We start from the raw sequence: 24,848 nt of genomic DNA on the forward strand, positions 1-24,848 counted from the left end.
TCAAATTTAGGAATCACACACGCCGACCATCGTTGTTGGGCCTTTACAAACGGACCCAGCGGACGTCCGCTTTGTCCGAATAGCGATCGCTCGCGATATTCGGGCGAACGACTACAACGAACCCATATTAGCCATGAAACATGAGCGCGTTTTTGGTGAAGTGCTATCCCTCCGGAGTGTACCAAATGGGCGAAGTATAAGCCCGTTCTTGTGTGGATGTCGGTACTTCTTCAGGTAGTTCGTCACCGAACCGAATAGCTTCGTAAACCGTCCATCGCGGCGTGGGGATTTCCAGCACGCGCGCGTAGTAAAAAGCCTTTTGTTCCGGATCAAATTCGGGATCAGACCAGACGGTTATCAATTCTGGCGATCCGATTGAGTTCGTGAACGTACCGGTTTCGACGTTCACGGTATTGCCGACAGGCGGCAGCTTGCCTTCCGCGCCGAGATCCCGATCGCCGGACCAGACGACATCAAAAACCTTTTCTTGTGTCTCACCGTCTTCTGTTACCCAGCCCTTGACTATCTGAATACGATCCAGATTACCCGAGTACGGATCCTTGAGTGCAGCGACGAGAAAATTTGGCGCTAAGGCATCACCGGGCGCTTCCGGTAGATCTGCCCCCATGGGTACGCCTTTGTCATAACCAATCTTCGCAGGAAGCCGCGATTGAGCGTCGTTTTCTTCGAAATCCCATCCCCCGAAGAAACGTACCGTGATCCGACTGCCTGTTGTCCCATATACTTCCTTACGTTCCATCGCGTCGAAAATAGATGCTCGTGTATTTTCCTCGGCCCAAACCGCCGCATAACCAGAGGCAGCCATCTGCCAGCCCAGAATTTTGGTCGCTTCAAACTCGCCGACAACATGCTGCCAACGCCCAGGCTCAGGTTCCACGCCCGAGTGCTTACCAAAAAAGTTATCTTCCTGGGCTGTCGCCAAAGCCGTGTGACTGTCTGTGGATCCCACGACGCCGAACTTGTAAGGGTTGGTCCCAAGTTGCGCCTCAAGCTTCAGGCCATTTTTTAAAGCCTCGCGAGCATACTCGTACTGCAACATCCAGTCTTCTTTTGGGACAGGGCCAAGGTTTGCGACGTCCCATGTTTCGTAATCTGCAAACTCGTCATTTGGGCTCAGAAACGGGTGGGCCTCGCCGTCGCCTTTGATTTGAGTGATCTCATAAAGTGGCTCCCATTTGGCGCGTCTTTCCGCGTAATCTCCTGTGAGCGGTTCGCCGGTATCGGGGTTTGTCTCGACAGGAAACATCAAACCATTAGAAACATTTCCGTTGTGCGCCAATGCAAGGACGCGCCCGCCTGTCGTTTCTTCGTATCTTTCCATCCAATCCCACAGATCTTCCGGATTGAATGTCTCGGCAGTCGTAAACGGCAACATTTGCCGCGCCCGAATCCTGTCGTCCCTATAGATGACATTGCGGTGCAAGTTGTTGCCACCTTGCGTCGAGGTCCATTCGTAGCCGATAAACGCGGTAAACGATCCCGGTTGATCATAAGCATCTGCAGTTTCCGTAAAGTCATCCCAAACTGACTGTACGAAACGACGGTCAGCAATCGCCTCCGGCAAAGCTTCACCGGTAATTCCAGCGAAAGTCTCGATAACCTCCATTGTCGCTCCAAGGGCAACATTCCCTCCTTGGTTCAACCTGTCGTTCCAGTCACGTAACGTTGGGTCGCCCATCAAAGTTGCGTTCCCCGCGACGATCTCGTTCATCGCGCCCATCGCGTCTGAATGGTCTGAAACAACGAGCCAATCCAGCGGGCGAGACAGCTTCGCCCGTAGGCCGTGAGAAGTAGTTACTTCTTCTCCACGCGCAAACCGAAACGCGTCTGAAGGCGAAAGAAGTACACCAAACGCACGCGCGTCGAGTGAGAGCGATGTATGCAAGTGGGTGTCGCCCCAAAGAGGTCTAGTTGGAAAGTCGCGTCCTGCATAAGGCGAAAACGCATCTGATGCAGGGGCATGCATGTCGGCCCCCGAGATGGTCATTTCACCAACTTGTCCACCCTCGGCGGTTTCCTGTGCCCAAGCATAGGTCGAGGACAAACAGAGACAAAAGAATAAGGTCGCACTGAAAGGAACATTCATGGCTATATTCCCAGCTAATCAGATTATAACTCATGCGACCATTCTCATATGCTTGCTGTCAACCTCGTTTTTGTTTCCGCGAAGAGCGTCTGTACTTGGTTGAATTGGTGTGTAACTACCCAAATCCCTCGCCGCGTCTTAGTCTCGTTTACGGCGGAACCAAACAGCGGCTTTGTCCGCAGAGCATTCACTGATGCACTGCGCAACGAGGACTGCTCCGAGCCCAGATCAAACGTTCATTTCTAACCGCTTATAGCCTTTGAAAGTCGCATGCGGGCGTTCAGCGTAAGCCTGATGGTAGCTGCTTTCGTTGACTTCCGACTTCCTCAAAGTACGCACATGCGATTGCACTAGAGCTTGATGCGGAATGCCGCGAAGCCATCTGCACCATCTCCGGCATCTTCGATTAAAACGCCTTTGACATCGGCGATGTAGTCTCGGGCCTTTGGGCCGGTCTCGAATAGCACGGTTGTGTTCTCTAAAGGAGCAAATGACCAGTTGCCATCCGCTTTTGGGTTGATCGTTCCCTGTTCGACAATATAGCGCACGATGACGTCGCGATTAGTGTCCGGGGCTTCGAACACGATTGTATCACCCAATGCGCCGGGGAATGAACCGCCACCCGATGCACGATAATTGTTTGTGGCGATGATGAACTCCATGTCATCGGTGACCGGTTCGCCTTGGAAGGACAAGTTCACAATTCGAGCCGCATCGGGATTCACCTCTTCCCCCTTTGGCCCAAAGCGCGACGGCTGCGACAGGTCGATCTGGTATATTACGCCATCCATCACATCGAAATTGTAGGATGGAAACTCTGGATTCAGAAGAACCGCATCCTCTGAGCCTCGCTCGATCTGGTTGAACATACCGGCCGAACGCTCCAGCCAACCACGCAGTTGAACACCGTTCACTCGCACCGCGCGCACTGTGTTGGGATAGAGATACAGATCAGCCACATTTTTTATAGCAACATCCCCGACCGGGACGTCGGTGTAATAGTCCGGGCCCCCGCGACCACCCGCCTTGAACGGCGCCGCCGCTGACAGGATCGGCAATCCTTCGTGCTCGGTGCCTTTCAGCATTTCTTCGACATACCATTTCTGTGCGATCGAAACGATCTGTACAGACGGATCATCAGCAACCAATGCAAAATAGCTGTGCAACGGGGCAGATGTTTTGCCAACGGCTCGACGGACATAGGCGAGCGTTTCGTCGTGATCCTTCGCAACCGAGTCGAGAACCTTCTGATCGTCTCCGACCAAAGCGGTGATTGAGCGGTCTTCATTGCGTTTGGAAATCGCGCGGGCCTCGGACGTGGTGGTAACCACGCGCCACTCATTTCCTTCCCGTTCCAGCAGCAGGTCCAACAACCCAAGATGTGAGCCCCAGAAGCCGCCCATAACAGCAGGTTTACCCATCAGGGTGCCCTTTTCGACGTCAATGCCGGGTCGGTCCGCAAATGTCGGCGAGGGAAAGACAAGGTGATTGTGCCCCGTGACCAGAGCGTCGATTCCGTCAACACCCGCCAAAACGACTGAGGCGTTTTCCATACCGTCCACATGATTGGCGTCGCCGATCCCAGAATGTGAAAGGGCGATGATTAGGTCACATCCTTGTTCCTTCATCTCTGGCACGTATGCCCGCGCGGTTTCGACGATATCGCGGGCCTGAACATTGCCTTCCAGATGCTTTCGGTCCCAGTTCATGATCTGCGGCGGCGTAAAACCTATGACACCGATTTTGATTGAGTGCTTGGTCCTATCACCCATTTCGATTTCACGGTCGATGATTGTGTAAGGTTTTATCAGCGTTTTGTCGTCACGCGGAGTTGCGCCTTGTGTCTTTGAAACATTGGCCAAAACGACCGGGAACTCTGCGCCCGCGAGTGATTTTTCCAGGAAATCCAGCCCGTAGTTGAATTCGTGATTGCCCAGAGTTGCAGCATCATAGCCAACAGTGTTGAACGCGGTGATGATGGGGTGCGCATCCCCTTCTTTCATGCCACGCTCATAGGCGATGTAGTCGCCCATTGGGTTCCCTTGAAGAAAGTCACCGTTGTCGACCAAGATCGAATTTGTCGCCTCAGCGCGAATTTCGTTGATGATTGAGGCCGTACGGGACAAGCCCACTGTGTCACGGGGTTTGTCGGCATAGTAGTCATAGGGGAACACATGAACATGGATGTCCGTTGTTTCCATGATGCGCAGATGCGCTTGATTGTTGGATGCCAAAATTGAAAAAGGATGCAAGGTGATGGCCGCTGCACCAGCTGTTGTTGCAAGAAATTGGCGACGCGAAATTGACGAGCGGTTGGAAAAAGACATGGGTCACCTTTCGAGTTGGCTGGCAATGAGAATAGTTGCCGGTATTGCATAACGATCTTATGACAGTGTCTTCTAACACATTTTACAGACTTATTTCAGGGGATATGGACGATCCCATGCACCAGATCCATGAAGTCGCTAAATGATTGGATCAGGTGAAACCAAGCCGGGACTGGTTTGACAACGTATGTGAAGAATAATCAGTGCCTTTTCCCATCACCCGTGCTGTATTGTCGGCGCAAAACTATTCTGGAGATGGTTGTTGGAGCCGGCATTTGCCGATGTGTTGCCCATGCCTGCCAGCGACGTACACTACCGATAATCGACGTGAACGACGCTGCCCGCGTTGCCGTTGCCATGACTTAAGAAGGACGCACCGGGATACATCTTTTGTTGTCACGCAATCTCCGTACCTGAGGCCCAGTGAAAGCTGACTGTAAACATTTGGCCAATCGTCGACTCAGAGCAGGCGGCCGAAAAACATTTAGCTCCGCCGCGACATTTCGAAAGTCTGGTGCTACTGACGGTGAGTTATGATGCTAAAACCCTCTTCGGGTGATGGTGGCACGAAATACCGCGCAATACGCCGATATTGATCTTCCGTCGCTGCAAATGCATGCGCGCCTTCTCTGTTGCGCTTGTGCAGCCGGTGCAGACAAACCTCATCTGACGCATCCAAAAAGTGAAGGTGGTGCTTCGCAGCAGTGTCTTCCAGCAGGTCGCGCATCCAGGCCCTGTTTTCAATTGTGTTCGCTGGAAAATCGAGAACGACCGAAACGCCAGCCTTCAGCAGAGCAGCCACGTGAGGACCCATGACCAGTCGCAGTTTCAAAGCGCAGTCTACATAATCCTGCAAGGACTTCATTTGATCCCCAAACAGCGCGCTAAGCCATTCATCTTCTGAAATGAGCACGGCCCCGTCACTTTTCGCAAGTCTCGCTGCCAGAGTTGATTTTCCTGAAGCAATTTTGCCGCATAACAAGTGGAGCGTTGGAATAGCCTGTAACATAGAGCGAACTCCCGGATTACCTGATGGTCCCTGCGCTAAGTTGGTCCGCCAGTTGATCAAACACCAACCTGATCCTTCGTGCGGTATGTAGCTCGGAGTGCGTCGCCAGCCAAATCGGGAACTTAAACGGCTCACGGTCGGGGAGCACGCGCTCGACGCCGGGTGTTAGGGCAGCCACGTCATCCGACATTACACATATGCCAAACCCTTGGCGCACCAACTCCCAGGATACAATCCCGCTTTGTGAGCCGACCCGGAAGCTTTTTCGGGTGACCTTAATGCCCGCCGGATCAAGAAAACCGATCATCGTGTCAATGTCACCAAATCCGACAAAGTCCAACTTAGCGAGTTCGCCTTCATTTTTTGGCCGTCCAACCTGATCAAGGTACGAAGGTGCCGCGTAGAAATGTGCCGTGGCCTCGGCGACAAGCTTTGCCGTCAGATCCGGCTGCGTCGGACGTACATGTCGGATGGCGATATCAGCCTCACGTCGCTGTATGTCTCGTATGTCATTTGCAGCAACGATGTCTATCTCCAGTCGCGGTGCTGCAAGTCGGATCTTTTTCAGTATAGGCGGTAGCTGATAGGCAGACATCACATCGGACGCAGTGATCCTGACTTGACCTTCAACAGCTTGCGACTGACTTGTCGCAGTAAGTGAAATCCTGTTCGCCACATCCGCCATTTCTCTGACATGCAACAAAAGCTCGGCGCCAGCAGTCGTCAAATTAAGCGACTTGCCGACTCTTTCGAACAGGGTGATGCCAAGTGCCATTTCCAGCGCGGCAACTTGCCGGCCGACAGTGGGTTGAGTTTGCTCAAGAACGCGCGCCGCTGCGGAAAACGAGCCCTCTTCGGCTGTCGCGAGAAAGGACCGCACCTGATTCCAGTCGAAATTAATGGCTTTCCAGTTCATGCATTTATGCATAACACTTCTGCGAATTGGGGCAATTCCATAAATGAATGTTTGGTATTACAGGATACGGCGACAACCTTGTTAGAGAGTATTGAAATGGCTGCTTTGTCTAAGGATGCCGCGTTCTGGAGCAAAATCTCGCGAAAATATGCGGCAGACCCAATCCGCAACATGGAAGGGTACCTGAAAACACTGGAACGTACCAAGTCGTACCTGAAAGCGGAGGACAGCGTACTCGAAATCGGGTGCGGGACAGGTTCAACTGCGCTGCTGCTTGCGCCGCATGTCGCCCATGTCACTGCCACGGATCTCGCTCCGGGCATGATCGAAATTGCCGATGAGAAGCTTGATAAAGAAGGGCTGGAGAATGTCACTTTCAAGGTGGCCGACGTTCTTGAGCACAGTCTTGACGAAGGCTCTTACGATGCCGTCTTGGCGCATAACTTGCTTCATCTTCTGCCCGATTTGGACCAAGCGCTCGAGCACATTGCTGCGCTGACAAAACCGGGTGGGCTTTTCATATCCAAAACCGTCTGCGCGCCTGAGAGCGGTGGTTTCCAGTTTGCGATGATCAGTCGGATCGCAATCCCAATCATGCAGGCTTTTGGGAAAGCCCCATTTGTGAACTTCGTGTCTGGATCGGCACTTGAGAGGAAAATTGCGTCCGCAGGCTTTGAAGTTCTTTATACTTCTGATCAAGCCTCGATGCTCCAGAGTCGTTATATTGTCGCGCAAAAAACATGAAGCTCCAGTTCGTACAGCTTCGTCCTTTGAAATGATCTTTGCATCACAGTGTTTTATATAAACTGTTCACAAGTGATCGGATGTTACAAAGGTCTGTTTCCGATTTAATAATGCGACTGCGAGTGGCAGCATTAGTCCGCATAGCGATCGCTCGCGATATTCAGGCGAATGTCAGCATCGATTCCGAAGCAGAAGAAAAAGTGCTCCAGCAAACGCTTTGGCGTGGTTCCGAAATGCGGCGAATTCAGTCGTGACCAATTACGTGTTTGAAGCGCTGGAAAAAGGTATCGGTCAGTTCGTTTAGTAAAGCCATTTAAGTCGACAGGATTTTTTTAATTAACTTGCGCATTTCCGCCTGAAATCCTGGAAACCACAAGGGTCCCAACAAAAAACTTCGAATTTGTGGTAGGTTATTCGGTGTTAACAAGAAATTTTGGGAGGACGAATATGAAGTACAAAACAAAATCCACCATAGTAGCGGCATTATTTGCCGCAACCGCTACGGCCGTTTACGCACAAGATGAACCTCCTATGAACTTCCTGATTATTTGGGGAGATGACATTGGGTTTTGGAATATTAGTGCCTACAACCATGGCATGATGGGTTATCAGACACCCAACATCGACCGTATAGCCAAAGAAGGCGCGCTATTTACTGACTGGTACGGAGAGCAGTCCTGTACTGCAGGACGAGCGGCTTTCATAACTGGACAATCTCCCATTCGTACGGGTTTGACGAAGGTCGGCCTTCCTGGCGCACCTGAGGGCATGCCCGTGGAAGACCCCACCATCGCTGGACTACTCAAAAACCACGGGTATATGACAGGCCAGTTTGGCAAAAACCATTTGGGTGACCGTGACGAGCACCTCCCCACCAATCACGGTTTCGATGAATTTTTCGGGAACCTCTACCACCTCAACGCAGAAGAAGAGCCTGAAAATCCAGATTATCCCAAGGATGAAACCTTTAGGGAGAATTTCGGCCCGCGCGGGGTGATCAAATCGACCGCAGATGGCTCGATCGAGGACACCGGGCCGCTTACGAAAAAACGCATGGAAACCGTTGACGAAGAAGTCACGGCAAGTGCGTTGGACTTCATGGATAGAGCTGTTGAACAGGACAAGCCTTTCTTCCTTTGGTGGAATTCCACTCGCATGCACATTTTTACGCATCTTAAGGAAGACTCCGACGGAGTGACGGGACTTGGTGTTTATCCTGACGGCATGGTCGAGCATGATGGGCACGTCGGTGTACTACTTGATAAACTTGAGGAGCTTGGGATCGCCGAAAACACTGTCGTAATGTATTCAACAGACAACGGAGCCGAGACCTTCACGTGGCCGGACGGTGGTACTACACCTTTCCGCGGCGAGAAAAACACGCAATGGGAAGGTGGCTATCGTGTCCCGACGGTCATCAAGTGGCCGGGCGTCATCGAGCCGGGATCGAAGATCAATGGCGTAGCTTCACATGCGGACATGTTGCCAACCATTATGGCTTCTGTCGGCGAGCCAGACATCAAAGAAAGGCTACTTGATGGTGGCGTTGAAGCGATCGGTCGCCAATACAAGGCACATCTGGACGGCTACAATCTACTTCCGTCGCTCTCAGGTGAAACTGATGATTGGCCACGCAGTGAATTCATTTATTGGACTGACGATGGCAGCGTAGCCGCCTTGCGCTATGAACAGTACAAGGTGACATTCCTAAAACAGAACGCACATGGACTTGATGTTTGGCTCTCACCTTTCGAGGTGTTGCGCGCACCGATGCTTTCAAACTTACGGAGTGATCCGTTCGAGAGAGCCGAGGAAGAGAACGCTATGGGATACCAGCGCTGGTTCCTCGAGCATATGTTCGCGATAGCTCCGGCCTCCGCCTACGTTGGGCAATGGCTTCAAAGCTTCGAGGAATTTCCGCCAAGGCAAAAACCCGGCAGCTTTAACCTCGACAACGTTATGGAGGAACTCACCAGCCGTGCCGGCAATCAATAGCTCTGACGAAAGCCAGTGATCTTGAATTTAAAGACAACGTTCTGTCGAATTTAAACGCGCAAATCATCCCCTTGGACTGAAAATTGGCGCAGTCCAAGGGAGAGAATGAACGGCGGCTTTGTCCGCAATTCGGACATCGGTCGATTTTCTCCAAATAACCGCTCTGCGGATTAAAGCGGACGCTCAATCGCTTGGCTTTCGCTCTGGTTTGTATTCTGGAAGCTTGGACAAGGCCGATTTCAACGCGTCGCCCCACACCTCGGAAATGGTGCGAAAGTACTGATCGTCGGGTTCGAATCTGGACCGTGTGCCGCCTTCAAGACTGTCTTCATCGTAAAGAAGAAGGTCAAGCGGAGCTCCGACAGAAAGATTGGCCTTGATCGTGGAGTCGAAGCTGACAAGCAGGAGTTTCACAGTTTCCGCAAAGCTCATCTCCGGATCATAGGCGCGCACCAGAATTGGACGACCGTATTTCGTCTCTCCAATCTGAAAGAACGGAGTATCAGCGCCAGCCTCGATAAAGTTGCCTTCGGGGTAGATCAGAAACAGGCGAGACGGGCCGCCTTTGATCTGGCCACCTAAAATGAGTGTCGCATGAAAGGCGCTGTCGGCTTGCTGACCGGATTGGGAATGCTCCTGTATGACGTCATTCAACGTAGCCGCGACCAGTTGCGCGACTTGGAACATTGTCGGTGCTTCCAGTATGGACGGCGAGCGATCTTCTGGCGCTTTGGTCCGCTCTTCCAGAAGGCTTATGGTGGCCTGAGTAGTCGCAAGGTTTCCTGCCGTTAGGATAGTGATCGACCGATCGCCATCAACTGTCCAATTGAACATCTTGTTGAAGGTCGAAACATTATCGACGCCTGCATTCGTGCGGGTGTCGGACATGAACACCAACCCGCGCTTCAGCCGCATACCCACAGCATAGGTCATCAAATTCTCCGTTATTGCTGTGCGACCTGCAACTGCACTGTCAATTGCTCACCCGCTGCCCCAATTCTGTTCCCTATTACTGGGGCAGCTTGGGAATAGTCCAGACCGGTCGCGACGCGTACGTATCGATCGTCAGGTGAAATCCCGTTTGAAACGTCGAACCCAACCCACCCAAGCCCGTCCAAGTGCACCTCGGCCCAGGCATGGGTCGCGTCCTGTAGTTCCGTTTCGTTCATCATCAGGTAACCCGATACATAGCGTGCAGGAACTCCAATCTGTCGCGCGCAGGCAATGAAAATATGCGCGTGGTCCTGACACACGCCGCACCCGGATTCGAGCGCGTCTTCTGCGCTCCAGCTCGGGTGCGAACTTCCAATCTCGTACGCGACCTGAGTGCGAATGCTTTCGGAAAGGGCATGCATCTTTTCCAGCGGTTCGCCTTTGGGCAACGCGCCTATTACTTCGGCAACCCCTTTCCCCGGCGTTGTCTGAGGGGTGCTCCTTTTGAATAGCCACAATGGAGTCGACCCTTCGTGACGCCCGAGGACGCCATGTGTGTCTTCCACTTCTACAACGCCTTCTGAAATCAACGAGATGCTTTGGGTGTTTACGTCGAAACTGATCAATTCCACGGTGTTGCGGTGGTAGTCTTCAAAAGTCAGTTCTTTGCGCCCGCCAGTGATTTGGGTGCTCCAACTTACAATGTTCTGATTGCGGAATGACTTTGGTGTCTTTCTCAGCTGTTGCAGCCCGAAGGGAACGGGTGCATCGAAATCGTATCGTGTCTCGTGTCGAATGTGCAGTTTCATTGGCTACTCGTAGAACCTGTAATCAACCTCGATCTGTCGACTTAAGCTGCCGAGATCTGTCAGAAAATCCTGAATGTACTCATGCAGACCGATTTCGAAGATATCAGAGATTTTTTGATCCAGGTATTTCTCGTAGAGGCCATTCGAGGCCTCGCAGGAAGGCCCGGCAAAGCCATAGTCTTTCTTTAGGTAAGAAAGGTTTTCTTGAATTTTTCTGCAGCAAAAGTGAAGGCTGCGCGGCATTCGCTGATCCAAGATCAAAAACTGTGCGATATCAGACGGTTGGGTTTTCTCACCGTGGGTCATTCGATATCCTCCGCCAGCGCCGACGGAACGGAGAATGCTTTCCCATTGGATGTTGTCCAGTGATGAGCCAACTGAGAAAGCTGTGGGCAGAAGAACGTAGTATTTCACATCCAGAATGCGCCCGGTATTGTCGGCTCGTTCGACGAAGGTACCAATGCGGGTGAAGTCGAAAATGTCATTGCGTAGCATCGTGCCCAATGTAGCGCCACGAACCAGGGCCGCCTGTTGGCGAATAAGCTCCAGCGTCGCAGGCAGGTCCCGCTCATTCACGCGGCGCTTCATGACATCATCAATCTGCATCCAGGTAGAGTTTACTGCGCTCCAAACATCGTGTGTCAGTGCGGTTCGGACAAGGCGCGCATTGTCTCTTGCCTGCTTGATGACTGACTTGATCGAGGATGGATTATCCGCATCACGCAGCATCCAATCCACCGCGTTGTCTTTCGAAACATCATCGTATTTGGCGTGGTACCCATCCAGAACGCCGGCCGTTTTCAGAACTGAACCCCATTCTTCGGTCGAATTCTTGGTGCGGGTCAACGCCATCCGCTGACCTGTTTCAAGCAGCCTGGCCGTGTTTTCCGCTCGTTCCAGGTAGCGGGACATCCAGAACAACCCACCAGCAGTTTTTCCCAGCATGGTCAGTCCTCCAGAACCCAGGTGTCTTTGGTTCCACCGCCCTGGCTCGAGTTGACGACCAATGACCCCTTTTTAAGTGCCACGCGGGTCAGGCCGCCGGGAGTGATCTTGATCCCCTCGGGCGACACTAAAACGAAAGGCCGCAGATCGACATGCCTGGGGGCCAGCCCCGAACGCGCGAAGATCGGAACGGTTGAAAGCGACAGTGTCGGCTGAGCAATATAGTTCGCTGGCCGCGCTTTGAGCTTGTCGCGGAAAGCTGAAATCTCTTTCTTGCTGGCGGTCGGGCCGATCAACATCCCGTAGCCGCCAGAACCGTGCACTTCTTTCACAACAAGGTCGGACAGATTGTCCAGTACGTAGGACAGAGATTCAGGATCGCTGCAACGCCACGTGGGAACATTTTGAAGCAGGGGCTTTTCACCCGTGTAGAATTCAACGATTTCAGGCATGTATGAATAGATCGCCTTGTCATCGGCTATGCCTGTTCCCGGGGCGTTCGCAATCGTGATACCGCCAGCGCGATAAACGTCCAGAATACCCGGCACGCCTAATGCGCTGTCGGGGTTGAAATTCAACGGGTCCAGAAAGTCGTCATCCACTCTGCGATAGAGAACGTCGATGGGTTTATAACCTCTGGTGGTGCGCATGCAGACACGCCCGTTTACAACCCGCAAGTCGTGACCTTCGACCAATTCCACGGCCATCTGATCTGCCAAGAAGGCGTGCTCGTAGTAGGCTGAATTGTAGATGCCAGGCGTCAACACGGCGACAGTGGGTTCTCCCTCGGCGCAAGCTGGCGCGCATGCAGCCAGGGACCGTCTTAAACTACGCGGGTAATCGGAAACATTCCGGACATTTGTGGCGCTAAACAGTTCCGGGAACATTTTGAGCATGGTTTCCCGGTTCTCGAGCATATAGCTCACACCGGACGGCGTACGCGCATTGTCTTCCAGCACAAAAAACTCGTCCGGCCCGGTTCGCACCAAATCAACGCCGACTATGTGCGTATAGACCTTACCAGGTGGCGTGATGCCCAACATCTGCGGCAGGAACGCTTCGTTTGCGGCGATCATCTCAGCTGGCACACGGCCAGCGCGAACAATTTCCTGACGGTGGTATATGTCATGAAGAAACGCGTTGATTGCCCGAACTCGCTGTTCGATACCTCGTTCCAGCCGCTGCCACTCTCGTGCCGAAATGACACGCGGCACGATATCAAACGGTATCAGTCGTTCTTCTGCCTCTGCTTTGCCGTAAACATTAAAGGTGATGCCCGTCAGCCTAAAAACTTCTTCGGCTTCACGCTGTTTCGCCCTCAGCCGTGATACGTCTTCAGCATTGAACCAGCGGCCGATCTCTTCATATGGACCTCTGAGTGATCCATCGCCGTTGAACATTTCATCAAAATACTCACTCATGTGTTAAGTTTCACGCTCAAATCAGAATTTTCAAGTCGTTCAGGCTCGATTTGATACTGTCGTCGTAAGTAACGTCTAATTTTCAGGCGAATTGAATATCGTGGTGATCCTAAAACCGTGGCGTTGTTCGCGTTTCCAGCTGTTGAAGCACAACGCAGCGAACGGGCAAATGAAGCCTATAGATATTGCCAATTTTCTGTGAAGGATGACCGCCCAAACTCGGATAGAGAGCGTTAAGTTCGCGCCAAGACGCCACGAACTCCTCCAATGGCTTCATCAATCAGCCTAGCCATTTTGAGTAGTCGCTGACCAGAAGATGTGTCGGCGCGACGTCCTCCTGAACCTCGGCAAATCGGCCAATTGGGTCGCGAAAAACATTGTCGGTCTCGTCGTCATTGACGGTCGAGACCTCGCCGATCAGCACATCGCCACCTTCGCCCCAAAACGCGTGCCAATCACCAGGGCGAAGGGTGACGCTTTCACCGGGGGCCAGGCGCAGTTTCTCGCCCGGGCCGTAATCGCGGCGGATACCATCCAGCCAGACTACGCCGCCGCGATCCTCTGCAAAACCTCCGGCATCATCCGAGCCGAAAAGCTCGACCACTAGGGTCGCGCCACCACGGTTGATGATATCTTCTGCCTTCAGAACATGCGTGTGCATCGGCGAAAGCTGATCCTGCCGTGAAATCAACAGCTTCTCAGCGTAACACATGCCACCGCCTTTCGCTAAGTCGTTCTGCAGACCGTTGCGCAGGGTGAAAAGAAACAGGCCCATCCGATCAAAATCACCGTCGCCGTAATCAGTGATATCCCAACCGCAACGCGCGTCAATCACGTGACGGGCATCGCTTTCACGAGCCTTAAATTCTTCTGGCGTCCAATAGGCAAACGGCGGCAATGTGAAACCGTGAGAGCGAATTAGCTCATTTGCTTGCGCCATAATCTCGTTGATGCGCGAACGTTTCATGCGGGCACTTTTTGAATCTTGATAATTTCAATCACCATTGCAGCTGTCCAAGTGAAATCTCCACCCCCACACGGTTCACCGCTGATGGGATCATAGTATTCCGCAAAGCCGCTTTTCTCAATGAGGCGCAAGCTACCAGCAAGGATACGTTGTGCCATTGCTTCCTGTCCTGATTGGATCAGCCCTTCGGCAATCATATAGTTCACGACCAGCCATGTCGGTCCACGCCAATAGCGTTTACTGTCAAAGGCGTCATCCGCCGGGTCGTGGCTTGGCACCAGATAATCGCATCGCTCGGACAGCAAGGCGATCCTTCGCACCAGGGCTTGGGCGCGCTCGGGAGGCACCTGAGCAATTGCCGCAAGTAACCCGCCGACCGTTGGCGTGTCTTGCAGAATCCCGGCGGCGCGGTTGTAACACGTGTATTGTCCAAGATTTGCATTCCATAAGCTTTCCAACGCTTCACGGCCCTTGGTGGCCATTTCGCGCGCTTCAGAGGCCATGGCAGGAATACCCAAAATCTCCGCTAATTCCGCAACATCGTCACAAGACCGAATAAGGATGGCATTGAACCCCGGGTCAACCAATCGGAAAGGCGAGGCGTCATGTAGTTTTGTGTTGTCCCATCGCAATCCGCGGAAGTGTTCCACCAACCAGATATACCTTTGGTACTGATCATCTGTCGGGCGATGATCGGGATTGGCATGTGTTGTATCGCGTCGCGTGAACGGTGCTATGCCCTCAGTCGGTACAGCATCCAGCCCTTCGTCCCAGTCCACCGAGTTGTCTCGCCCGGATTCCCACGGGTGAATGATTGCCACCAGCCCGGTGTTTTCTGGATCGCGGTTGCGGTAGAACCACTGATGCCATGCGTGGACCTTGGGCAGAAGTTCAGCAAGCCGCGTCCGGGTGGCGGCTTTGTCTTCGGCCCGATTATAGAGTTTGCGCAGGGCAAGTCCCGCAACCGCCGGCTGGGTGATACCGGTCGTCGGTACAGATTGGCCGGTTTGCCAGACGTCAGGACCGGGGAAATAGCCGTCATCGGGTTCGTGAAAAACGATATGGGGCACCATACCGTCTTCCCACTGATGGGCCATTAGGGTCTCGACCTCGACCCAAGCCCTGTCCATGTCAAAATGCGAAAAGCCTAGCGCAGACAATGCGCTATCCCAGTTCCACTGAAAGGGATAGAGACCGTGGGTAGGCACGGTATAACTGCCACGGTCGTTGCCTTCCATTACTTTGCAGGCCTGATCGATCAGCGCTTGGCTCATCGTGGTTCTCCTTTACGCAACGGCCAGAGTTGTTTTGGGGTCAAACCAGCGTCCGCGACCCTCTTGCGGCGCCAAGGTGAGTACGTCACCTGGTTTCACGTCGAGCTCACTATCCAGCACAGCGCGGAATTGGTGTCCGTCCACATCGCAAGTCACCAGCAAATGCGCGCCCAGAGGCTCCACAACTTTGGCCCGCGCTCCGAAACCCTGATCTGCAATGCGCAGATCTTCCGGTCGAATCGCCCATTTCAGCTCTTTGCCGTTTGCCGGCCCGTCAAGGTTTTGCCCTGCCACATTCCAGCGCCCGGAACCCGCTGCTTCGGCAGGAAGGAAGTTCATTGGCGGATTGCCGATAAAGCTGGCCACAAACTCGGCCGCGGGATCCCGGTACACCTCGATAGGCGAGGCGGCCTGAACTATTTTGCCCTGATGCATGACGCTGATCCGGTCAGCCATGGACATAGCTTCGACCTGATCGTGGGTCACGTAGATTGCTGTGGTTTTACTTTCAGCCAGAACACCCTTCAGCTCGGCCCGCATCTCCATCCGCAACAATGCGTCAAGGTTAGACAGCGGCTCGTCCATCAGGATCACATCCGGTTCCATCGCCAATGCACGGGCAACGGCGACCCGTTGGCGCTGACCACCCGACAGCTCGCCCGAATAGCGCTTCAGAAGCTGCTCGATATGCATCAATCCAGCGGTGCGTTCGACCCGACGTTTGACTTCCGCATCGGGCAGTTTCTGCATCCGCAGACCAAAGCCGATATTTTCGAACACCGTCAGATGCGGGAACACCGCGTAATTCTGGAACACCATCGAGATACCGCGATCCTTTGGCGACAGGTGATCCACCCGGCGACCACCGATCCAGACCTCGCCGGTGGTCGCTGTCTCGAGCCCGGCAATGATACGCAAAAGCGTGGACTTGCCGCAGCCCGAAGCACCTAAAAGCACCATGAATTCCTGATCCGAGATGGTCAGGTTGATGTCGTGCAGAGCCTGGTAGGACCCAAAGTTCTTGGCGATGTTTTTGATCTGTATTTCAGCCATAACAGTTTCCTTTCAGCCACCGCTCAGCGGTTGGCAATACCCCACATGGCAAAGAGATATTTGCGCACGGCGAAGATGAAAATCAGTGCAGGCACCACGAGAATGAACCCGCCTGCAAATTTCAGATGCAGCGGTGCTTCGCCCAGGGTCTGCAACAGGAACGCGGGAAGCGTCCGGTTTTCGATGGTCAGAACGGCGGCTGCGAAAACCTCGTTCCACGAGATCACGAAGGCAAAGATAGCCGAGGCCGTGATCCCCGGGAGGACCAACGGCAGGATCACCTTGGTAAAGGCGGTCAGCCGCGTGCAGCCCAATGTCCAGGCCGCTTCTTCCAGCTCAAGCGGAATGCCTGAGAATAGCGAAAAGGTTATGAGCACCGCAAAGGGGATTGCCAGTGTGGTGTGGACAAGGGCCAGACCGAAGGCTGTGTCATCCAGACCCGTGCGGATAAAGAGAACCGCCAGAGGCAACGCCAGCAGTGGCAGTGGGAAAGCCCGTGTCAGCAGGATCAAAAGGCGGAACAGTTCCTTCCCCCGGAAGTCGAACCGTGACAGGGCGTACCCAGCCGGGGCTCCGATCGCGATGGACATCACCATCGTCATCAATGCAACCACAACTGAATTCCACAGTGCCGTCAGCATTCCCTGGAACCCCGCAAAGAATTCCAAGGATCCCATGTCAAATTCCGGGAGGAAGCTCTTGGGGAAGCTGTTCACAGTATCCGGTGAGGACATCGTGTTCACAAACAATAGGTAGAGCGGGACGATCACCCAGGCGCACAGCAGGATAACCCCGGCCCGGTAAAGCCCCTTCCCCGCCTTACGTGCGTCGGGGGCAACTACGTCTGCAACAGCCGTCATATCGTGGCTCCTTTCGGGACGCGCAAGGCGCGCATAATGATCAGAGTGAAGACGATCGAGATAATCAGAACGATGATCGCGAGTGCTGCTGCCGCACCGCCATTTTGCAGATCAAACTGATAGGCGTAGATCTCGCCCATAAGCACTGGGAAAATCGTGCCCCCAAGGGCTGCGACCACAGCAAAAACCTCAAAGGCAAGGATGACGCGCAGGACCAGTGCCGTTTGCAGGGACGGGCGCAAAAGGGGCAGGGTGATCCGCGTGAATTGCTTCCAGCGCGAGGCTCCAAACACGTCTGCGGCCTCGTAGTACTCCTTGGGTATCAAGCCGATGCCTGCGACAAGGATCACAAGCATAATCGCGGTTGCGCGCCAAATCTCGGCCAGCATAATCGCAAGGAATACAATCCAGGGGGTCTGATAGCTCAGCAAACTCACAGGTTGGTCAGTGACACCCAATCCCACCATCATCGAATTCAGGAAGCCTGACTGCTCGAAGATAGCCAACCAGATGATACCAGCTGCAAGGTCCGAAATGCCCAGCGGGATGGTCCAAATGTACAGAACCAGATCGCGTCCCCTTTGCATCTTCGTGACCATTGTGGCCATCAGAAGCGAAAGGGCCAACTGGATCGGCACCACAGCCGCTGCCAGAAGAAAAGTGTTCTTCATTGAAATCGGGAACTTCCAGTAGTTCACAACCTCGCGAAAATTATCCAGTGAGAAACCGCTCTCGGTTCCAAAAGCCTGCTGCGCCACCAACGCAAACGGGTAAAGAAAGAACAGGCAGAGAAACAGAGTCACCGGGAGGATCAGAAGGTATGGCAATAGCCGCGCTTCCATCGGACCGCTCCTTCAAGTTGGGAAAATGCTGGGGAGCCGGGCCGCTATTTCAGCGGCCCGACCGTTGGAAAGGTCTTACTCAACCGGGCACGCGCCTTCCGAAGGCGCATCAGGTGCCCAGCAGGGCGCGCCGGTTTCAGTCATGATTTTTTCAAGCTGTTTCTTCTGATCATCCAGTACCTGCTCGATGGGCTGGCCAGCCAGAACAATGCGTTCAAATGTATCTACGTAGACACGATTGAAATCACCGCCCATGCTGCCCAGACCTGCGGGCAACAATCCAGGATTGGCATCTGCCGAACCGCTCATCTTGGCAACGGCTTCACCGGCAGCTTTTACCGAAGGCGGCAAATCGTCTGGCAACTCGACGTCAACTACAGGGAAGAAGTTAGTGGCTCTCAGAGTTGCGATCTGCGTCTCTGGCTGCATCAGATAAGTTACCAGAGCTTTGGCACCTTCTGCATCCGGCGCGGTGCGCGGAATGGCTACACCTGCCAGAACAGGCATGAAGCCACGGCCGGTCGGACCTGCGGGTGCCGGGAAGGCGACGAAATCATCGGGGCGTTCATTGAATGCCTGCGCCAGGCGCGAGGTGTGATCGAAGACGATCCACGCATCTCCGTTCAATAGCTGTTCCTGCATAAACGAGAAGTTGGTTGATGCAGGGTTTGTATGGCTCCAAAGCTCTTTGAACTTCTCCCATGCGGTCACAGCCTCGGGCGAAGCAAACGTTCGCACGACACCGTTAGTGTAGGACGGGTAAAGATAGCCTTGGAAAAAACGGTGTTTCAGCCCTTTGGGCCCAGCCGGAAAACCGAATTTCTTCTGACCAGTCGCTTGTTCGACATTGGCTGTCCATGCGATCAACTGGTCATAGGTCAGCGCGTTAACGTCTGCACCTTCTGGCAGGTATTGCAGCGCTTCCTTGTTGGCGGCCATGATATAGCTCGCTTGCATCCACGGCATGTATTGCAGGCTGTCCGTTCCCAGCTTAGCCAGATCGTTGAAAGTGTCCGACGCCGACATCACACCCAGATCGCTGAGATCCATCAGATCATCGGGGTTCATTGCCGAGAAGTTGCCGTGCAAAGAGCCCAGCAGATCAATACTACCCGAGCCCGCCTGCAACTCGGCTTGGAGCCGGGTCAACCAAGGGCCATCTTCGTTTGGCTGGTAATCAACTTCGCCATCAAATCCACCAAGCACCTCGGCCCGCATGGCTTGCGCCTCTTCAGCAGGACGGGCTTGGGTCGACCAGAACAGAGTTTCGGCCTGTACGGCAGCTGCGCCAACAAGAATAGCCAAACCTGATACGGCACCCGCAAGTTTCGATTGAATGGACATGTTTTCCTCCGTTTGTCTGGGGCTGGCCAAAATCTGGCAACCTCCCTCCCTCGCCGACAATCTTGGATCAGTCTATGGCGAATGTTGGCACTATGATATATCGTTTTATCATGAGTCAAGTCGGATAGCCCGTTCATGTTTCCATATTTTACTTGAAGTATTCGATTTCGACTGCAAAATAGACAAAACGTTATACCTACAAAAACTCATCCATGGCGAAGAAACCCACCCTTTCCAGCGTTGCCAAAGAAGCTGGCGTGTCAGTACCAACTGTTAGTCAGGTCTTGCGCGACACAGGTCGAATTTCAGAAAAAACGCGTCAAAAAGTTTTGAGCGCGGCTAAGCGGCTTCGATACGTCCCAAATCACGCTGCGGCCACAATGCGATCGGGCGACAATCGCGAAATCGGCTTTATCCTTAACAAGTTGGCAAACCCGTTCAACGCAGAGGTCGTTAGCGGCGCTGTTAACCTGCTGGAGGCCGAGGGCTTTATGGTTTCGGTCCTCGATGCTCAAGGAGACCTTCAGCGCCAGGACCGCCTTCTGGAAGCCTGCATCAGATTTGGTCGACGTGGTCTGATCTGGGTTCCGGCACTCAACACCAGCGGGGACGCCATGGGGCTTCTGGATGCTCACGGTGTTCCTGCTGTCACATTCATGCGAAAGGTGTCTCAGTCTCTGGATCACGTTGGTGTTCTAAACAAAGAGGCCCTCGTGCAGGCCACACAACACTTGATTGATTTGGGGCACAGGCACATCGCCTACTTAGGCGGAACCGAACAAACGTCTGTGCGCGAAGAGCGCATCGCCGGTTATCTGAGTGCCTTGGAGAAATTGGGCGGCGTGCATCCGGTTATCTGGCCATGCGAAGAAACAAAACGCTCTGGTGTTGAAGCAATCACCGCACTTCGTCAGCGACACCCTGAGGTAACAGGCGTTGTTTGCAATGGCGATGTTGTTGCACTTGGGGCATGCTTTGGCTTGATCCAATCCAATTTGAAACCCGGGCGTGACTTTTCAGTAGTAGGCTTCGACGACATCGAAGATGCCGCCGTCTCGACGCCTGGCCTCACAACAATGGCGATCAACCCAAAAAAATTGGGTACGCGATTGGCCGAGATCCTTCTGGACCGCATGCGAACACCTGAAATGCCAGTTCGCCATTTCGAGTATTCTGCAACCCTGACAATTCGAGGAACATCAGGGGCAGCCTCTGACCAATAAAATGAACGTCTTGGCTGCTGTTGCGCGTCCATTCCGGGTAACGCACTGTACTGTCCGTCTTGCTATGGCCAAGCAACAGTTGGACAACACGCAAAGTACCCGTTTTCTGATAGATCAACTGAACCAACGCCGCTTTGGTGCGTCTGGGTGAATGGGTTCTCTGGCCTGATGACACTCATCCAATCGCTTACACCTACTCTCGGACAAGCTTAGCGTATTGGCTCCGGGCCCAAGCTTCGACACTGCGCCGACGAACACATTATCCACTGCCATGATTGATCAACCGGTCTGCGGACGATGAAGTCGTCAGCTTGAGCTGATTGCCGCAAGGGGTCGTCTGCGAGGCGCGTGCCTGTGATCATGTTTTCGTTGGTTTTCCAGATGTGCGGTCATTTGACTGACCGCCAGAACCTCTTCAAACCATTGTAAGGGTGCTCAGGATCGGCCGCAGGGAACAGCCAAGGGCATTGTGGGGCTCTCTCTTCTCGCGTTTTCTACAATAGCGTGATGGCCGGCGAAGACAAAGGCAGATGCTTGCGCCGCGTCTGTGAGATGGCGGGAAAGCGCCGGACGTCCGGCGACCCAATCCGGCCCGTGTTCTGCAACGGGCAGAAAAACCGCGCCGAAAACCGCAGCGGGTGTCAGCCACGCTGCGGCTTTGATCGTGATGCGAAGCGCCTAAACCTCGACTTCGACCTTGCCGATCGGGTTCGAGCAGCAGGCCAGAATGTACCCCGCGTCGATGTCGTCTTCCGAGATCCCTCCGTTGTGGACCATATGGACCTCTCCGGCAGTTTTCTTGACCTTGCAGGTACCGCACACGCCGAAGGTACAGCCTGACGGTATGTTCAGGCCAACCGAGCGGGCGGCGGCAAGCACCGTGTCGGTCTCGGCAACCTTGGCCGTCACGCCCGAGGTCGCGAACAGGATCTCGGCACTGCTGTCGTCGTCCAGAACAACGTCATCCAACTCGGGCTGATCCGCCTCGGTTTCCACAGGCGCGCCGAAGCTTTCCTGATGGTAGTTGTTCATATCAAAACAAAGACCGGCCAGCGCGTCGCGCACCGCTTGCATGAAGGGCTCAGGACCGCAGCAATAGACTTCGCGCTCAAGGTAATCCGGCGCCATCAGGCCCAGCATCAATTGGTTGAACTGACCCTGATATCCCGTCCATGGGCTGTAGCGGTCCGGCTCTTCCACCACGAATTTCAGGTCCAAACCATCCGTGCGGCTGGCCATCTGTTCCAAGCGCTGGCGGAAGATGATCTCGGATGGCCTTTTGGCGCAGTTGATGAAGACAACGTCCAGATCGCGGCCTTCGTCCCACATGCAGGTGGTCATCGACATCATCGGCGTGATGCCCGAGCCAGCCGAGATAAACAGGAACTTGCGCGCATCGCTCAATGCGTTGGTGAACAGGCCCGCAGGCCCAATGGCCTTGATCCGCATGCCGGGTTGAAGATTGTCCAGCATCCAGCGCGTGCCGATACTGTCGGGTTGCGCTTTGGCGGTGATGGTGATCGACCGCGGCCGCGACGGCGACGATGAGATCGTGTAGGTGCGATGCACAACGCCTCCGGGCTGGCCGGGCGCCGGAATCTCGAGCGTCAGGAACTGACCGGGGTGATAGGCGAACTGCGCCTCCGAGGGGGCACGGAACGAAAAGCTGGCAGTGTTCGGCATCTCGGGCACGACCGAGACACATTCCAGCATCTCTCCATCCTGCCAGACGGCTGATGAAAGCGTGTTCAGGTCTTTCATCAGACTTACTCCGCCGCCATGGAGTCAGGGGCCAGGCGGGCCGACACTGTGTTGCAATACCAATCCACGAATTGCAGCACACCGGATTCCTGAATGGCTGAATATGGGCCGGGCACATAGGCCGGGCTGTTGATGCCCTGCTGGTTGTCCTCGACCACCTGTCGATCTTCGTCATTCGTGGCGACCCAGACTTCGGTCAGGCGTTTCACGTCATAGTCAACGCCTTCAACCGCATCCTTGTTGACCAGCCATTTGGTCGTGACCTCGGTCTCTGTCGGGCTGATCGGCGTGACGCGGAAAACAATCGAGTGATCGGCAAGAAAGTGGTTCCACGTGGTCGGATAGTGGAACTTCAAAAGCGATCCCGCATCCGCAAAGGGCGACCGGCCCAACCAGCTGCGCACGGCGGATTTCCCGTCCATCGTATAGCTCTCGGCGCCTTCTTTCAGCGGCATCCGCGCCAGACGGTATTGGCCGTCCTCGTGCAGATAGAACTGCGATGGCATGCCGGCAGCCTGGCACCTGTCGAAATGGGCTTGCATATAGGCTGGGGCTTCACCGCCTTCGATCCCCGTCACGCCCGGATCATCAGGGAAGGTCCGGCACAGCGCAGGGTGGTTGCCGCCGCAGTGATAGCACTCGCGATTGTTTTCCCAGACCAGCTTCCAGTTGCCGTTCTCGATGATCGTGCTTTCGAAGGCGACCTTGGCATTCGCAAGATCATGCGGCTCAAGATACGGGCGCGCGATATTGGCGAACGTGTCAAAATCCGGGGCGACATCCGCCAGACAGATGTAAACCAACCCGGCAAGCTCGCGGCAATGAACCGTCTTCAAACCATGCTGTCTGGGATCAAACTCCGGCCCCATGTCGCGGGCCCACAGCAATGAGCCGTCAAGTTCGTAGGTCCATTGATGATACGGGCAAACCAGCTTCGGCGCGTTGCCTTTTGCCGCCTTGCATATGATCGAGCCGCGATGGCGGCAGGTGTTGTGAAACGCCCGGATCTGGTTGTCGGCGCCGCGCACGATGATCACGCGATAGGCACCCACGTTGTATGTTACATAGTCGCCGGCTTTCACCAGTTCGCAGGCAGGAATGGCAAAGAGCCATTCGCGATAGTGGATGGTTTCCAGGTCGGTCTGAAAGATCTCGGGGTCGGTGTAAAAGGCCCGTTCCAGAGCATAGCCCGGGATTCGACGCGCCAACAGGTTTTGGACATTGTTCACTTCTGGCTCTCCTGCCGCGCCCCGCGGCATTGCTTGGGCAGATGACAGGGAGGAACCGTCCGGAGGCGCGCGAGGACCACGTCCGAAACCCGTGCCCCCACCGCCACCCGCGGTTTGACATATCTGCAAGGTTGGTTTCCGGACTTGAAAGGGGCTTGCACCCGGTTGCGACACCTTCCCGGGAACCTCGTCCCAGTGGTTGATTGTCGAACCTGACCTTCCTTACCGTTGCGGGGGCAGTGCCGGAATTCCACCGGCTTCCCAATTCTCCGCTGTCTGAGAATCAAGCAGCGGCACCTCACGATGGCAGCCTACTTTTTACCCGCTTGGGCGCTGAAATGCTTGCGACATTTCCGGTTTCAAAACAGACATGGAAATTTTCCGGCAGCGTGGACGGCGCCGGGATCACAGTCCTTGGCACAGGGGCGTGGCAGGCCCGCCAGCATGGCGTTTTGCGGTGGCCGATGGCCTTGCGATGGATGCGGCCACGTCTGACATCGGCGCCGCCTAATTGTCCCCCAACCGCGACGGCGAAGGCCCGGCTGCTCGGATCAGAAACGAAACGCTGCACGTCGCCTGAGCATGGCTGGAAAAGAGAGTGTCAGGCCAAATGAAGGAGGTTTGCAGCAAACCCTTTTAGGTGAAGTTGATCCGTTCGGGATAGTGCTGGCTTTCAATGGGGCAGGTGAAAAAGGCCAATATCCGTCATGCGAGAGTTGTCAGTCCATCCTATCAACGGCTGGTAGAAAACCTCGTTTTGTCCATAAAAAATTGTCTTTTTCGGGAAAAACCATTACGTTTTCCGAAAATGGTGGAAAACACCGGAGGCAGTAAGAGAGCAGATGCCAAAACCGAAAACAGGTGTTTTGCGGACAACAGTTCCTTCGCGCCTCATAGGAAAACGGGATGGCCTGTTTTTCCTCTGGGGGCAGATAGAACGCGCGCGCTTGAAGGTCGACGGCGGCGAACGCGCCGAGGGTGCAGCCCCGGACGGGCCAAGGGCGAACACGGCTGGTGAGGTCAAGGGATCGACGACAGCATTGGTGGACGAGTTTATTTTCTACTGACTTTTGTGATGAAACCGGGCCT

General features: G+C 54.3%; 21 protein-coding genes, 1 pseudogene and 1 riboswitch. Of the genes and pseudogenes, 5 read left to right on the forward strand and 17 right to left on the reverse strand.

All coding sequences use genetic code 11. The features are described 5' to 3' along the window. Nucleotides 1-163: 163 nt before the first annotated feature. Nucleotides 164-2,107, reverse strand: a complete 1,944-nt coding sequence (locus tag GOW56_RS17245) for a DUF3604 domain-containing protein (RefSeq protein WP_171206644.1) — start codon at nt 2,105-2,107, stop codon at nt 164-166. 350 nt (nt 2,108-2,457) lie between these two features. Continuing rightward, the gene (locus GOW56_RS17250) at nt 2,458-4,308 is read right to left on the reverse strand and encodes a bifunctional 2',3'-cyclic-nucleotide 2'-phosphodiesterase/3'-nucleotidase (RefSeq protein ID WP_254447251.1); all 1,851 of its coding nucleotides are present in this window, start codon (nt 4,306-4,308) and stop codon (nt 2,458-2,460) included. A 19-nt stretch (nt 4,309-4,327) separates the two neighbouring features. Between GOW56_RS17250 and GOW56_RS21875 the strand changes: the two genes are divergently transcribed. Next, nucleotides 4,328-4,486: a hypothetical protein gene (locus GOW56_RS21875; protein ID WP_254447252.1), complete on the forward strand. Its 159-nt coding sequence runs from the start codon at nt 4,328-4,330 to the stop codon at nt 4,484-4,486. Between the two features lie 465 nt (nt 4,487-4,951). Here GOW56_RS21875 and GOW56_RS17255 read toward each other — a convergent pair whose 3' ends face one another. Further along, nucleotides 4,952-5,443, reverse strand: a complete 492-nt coding sequence (locus GOW56_RS17255; RefSeq protein ID WP_171206646.1) for an ATP-binding protein — start codon at nt 5,441-5,443, stop codon at nt 4,952-4,954. Between the two features lie 16 nt (nt 5,444-5,459). Then, nucleotides 5,460-6,359: a LysR family transcriptional regulator gene (locus GOW56_RS17260; RefSeq protein WP_171206647.1), complete on the reverse strand. Its 900-nt coding sequence runs from the start codon at nt 6,357-6,359 to the stop codon at nt 5,460-5,462. A gap of 96 nt (nt 6,360-6,455) precedes the next feature. Between GOW56_RS17260 and GOW56_RS17265 the strand changes: the two genes are divergently transcribed. Then, nucleotides 6,456-7,103, forward strand: a complete 648-nt coding sequence (locus GOW56_RS17265; protein WP_171206752.1) for a class I SAM-dependent methyltransferase — start codon at nt 6,456-6,458, stop codon at nt 7,101-7,103. 447 nt (nt 7,104-7,550) lie between these two features. Next, nucleotides 7,551-9,098, forward strand: a complete 1,548-nt coding sequence (locus tag GOW56_RS17270; protein WP_171120885.1) for an arylsulfatase — start codon at nt 7,551-7,553, stop codon at nt 9,096-9,098. Nucleotides 9,099-9,281: 183 nt separating this feature from the next. Here GOW56_RS17270 and GOW56_RS17275 read toward each other — a convergent pair whose 3' ends face one another. From GOW56_RS17275 to GOW56_RS17320, 10 genes are all read right to left on the reverse strand, one after another. Further along, nucleotides 9,282-10,031 (reverse strand): proteasome-type protease, encoded by a 750-nt coding sequence (locus GOW56_RS17275; RefSeq protein ID WP_171206648.1) that lies wholly within the window; start codon nt 10,029-10,031, stop codon nt 9,282-9,284. Between the two features lie 11 nt (nt 10,032-10,042). Beyond that, nucleotides 10,043-10,840: a transglutaminase family protein gene (locus GOW56_RS17280; protein ID WP_171206649.1), complete on the reverse strand. Its 798-nt coding sequence runs from the start codon at nt 10,838-10,840 to the stop codon at nt 10,043-10,045. Nucleotides 10,841-10,843: 3 nt separating this feature from the next. Continuing rightward, on the reverse strand, nt 10,844-11,785 hold the full coding sequence (locus tag GOW56_RS17285) for an alpha-E domain-containing protein (protein WP_152459498.1): 942 nt from the start codon (nt 11,783-11,785) through the stop codon (nt 10,844-10,846). A gap of 2 nt (nt 11,786-11,787) precedes the next feature. Then, nucleotides 11,788-13,206, reverse strand: a complete 1,419-nt coding sequence (locus GOW56_RS17290) for a circularly permuted type 2 ATP-grasp protein (RefSeq protein WP_171172167.1) — start codon at nt 13,204-13,206, stop codon at nt 11,788-11,790. Nucleotides 13,207-13,486: 280 nt separating this feature from the next. Further along, entirely contained in the window at nt 13,487-14,173 is a 687-nt protein-coding gene (locus tag GOW56_RS17295) for a D-lyxose/D-mannose family sugar isomerase (protein WP_171206650.1), read from the reverse strand. Then, complete coding sequence (locus GOW56_RS17300; protein ID WP_171206651.1) at nt 14,170-15,447, reverse strand: amylo-alpha-1,6-glucosidase; 1,278 nt, start codon at nt 15,445-15,447, stop codon at nt 14,170-14,172. Before GOW56_RS17300 ends, GOW56_RS17295 begins: the two co-directional genes overlap by 4 nt. Before the next feature lie 12 nt (nt 15,448-15,459). Next, entirely contained in the window at nt 15,460-16,500 is a 1,041-nt protein-coding gene (locus GOW56_RS17305) for an ABC transporter ATP-binding protein (RefSeq protein WP_171116994.1), read from the reverse strand. A gap of 23 nt (nt 16,501-16,523) precedes the next feature. Continuing rightward, nucleotides 16,524-17,360 carry a carbohydrate ABC transporter permease gene (locus GOW56_RS17310; RefSeq protein WP_171206652.1) on the reverse strand — a complete coding sequence of 279 codons (837 nt, stop codon included), beginning with the start codon at nt 17,358-17,360 and terminating at the stop codon, nt 16,524-16,526. Continuing rightward, entirely contained in the window at nt 17,357-18,202 is an 846-nt protein-coding gene (locus GOW56_RS17315; RefSeq protein WP_152459492.1) for a carbohydrate ABC transporter permease, read from the reverse strand. The genes GOW56_RS17310 and GOW56_RS17315 overlap by 4 nt, the downstream gene beginning before the upstream one ends. A 75-nt stretch (nt 18,203-18,277) precedes the next feature. Next, nucleotides 18,278-19,546: an ABC transporter substrate-binding protein gene (locus tag GOW56_RS17320; protein WP_152459491.1), complete on the reverse strand. Its 1,269-nt coding sequence runs from the start codon at nt 19,544-19,546 to the stop codon at nt 18,278-18,280. Nucleotides 19,547-19,758: 212 nt separating this feature from the next. Here GOW56_RS17320 and GOW56_RS17325 point away from each other — a divergent pair, with 212 nt between their 5' ends. Next, complete coding sequence (locus tag GOW56_RS17325; protein ID WP_152459490.1) at nt 19,759-20,769, forward strand: LacI family DNA-binding transcriptional regulator; 1,011 nt, start codon at nt 19,759-19,761, stop codon at nt 20,767-20,769. A 37-nt stretch (nt 20,770-20,806) separates the two neighbouring features. On the opposite strand, the pseudogene GOW56_RS21880 reads toward GOW56_RS17325, so the two are convergent. The 3 genes and pseudogenes from GOW56_RS21880 to GOW56_RS17335 form a co-directional block, all read right to left on the reverse strand. After that, nucleotides 20,807-20,938, reverse strand: a pseudogene (locus GOW56_RS21880) (integrase); the annotation flags it as partial. Nucleotides 20,939-21,447: 509 nt separating this feature from the next. After that, nucleotides 21,448-22,530 (reverse strand): hybrid-cluster NAD(P)-dependent oxidoreductase, encoded by a 1,083-nt coding sequence (locus GOW56_RS17330; protein ID WP_171206653.1) that lies wholly within the window; start codon nt 22,528-22,530, stop codon nt 21,448-21,450. Between the two features lie 5 nt (nt 22,531-22,535). Beyond that, the gene (locus tag GOW56_RS17335; protein WP_171206654.1) at nt 22,536-23,789 is read right to left on the reverse strand and encodes an aromatic ring-hydroxylating dioxygenase subunit alpha; all 1,254 of its coding nucleotides are present in this window, start codon (nt 23,787-23,789) and stop codon (nt 22,536-22,538) included. A gap of 81 nt (nt 23,790-23,870) precedes the next feature. Then, nucleotides 23,871-24,075, reverse strand: a riboswitch (cobalamin riboswitch). 526 nt (nt 24,076-24,601) lie between these two features. On the opposite strand from GOW56_RS17335, the gene GOW56_RS17345 reads away from it, so the two are divergent. Next, complete coding sequence (locus GOW56_RS17345) at nt 24,602-24,826, forward strand: hypothetical protein (RefSeq protein ID WP_171206656.1); 225 nt, start codon at nt 24,602-24,604, stop codon at nt 24,824-24,826. Nucleotides 24,827-24,848: the final 22 nt, after the last annotated feature.

This window comes from Ruegeria sp. HKCCA0235A (genome assembly GCF_013033235.1).
GTDB lineage: Bacteria > Pseudomonadota > Alphaproteobacteria > Rhodobacterales > Rhodobacteraceae > Ruegeria.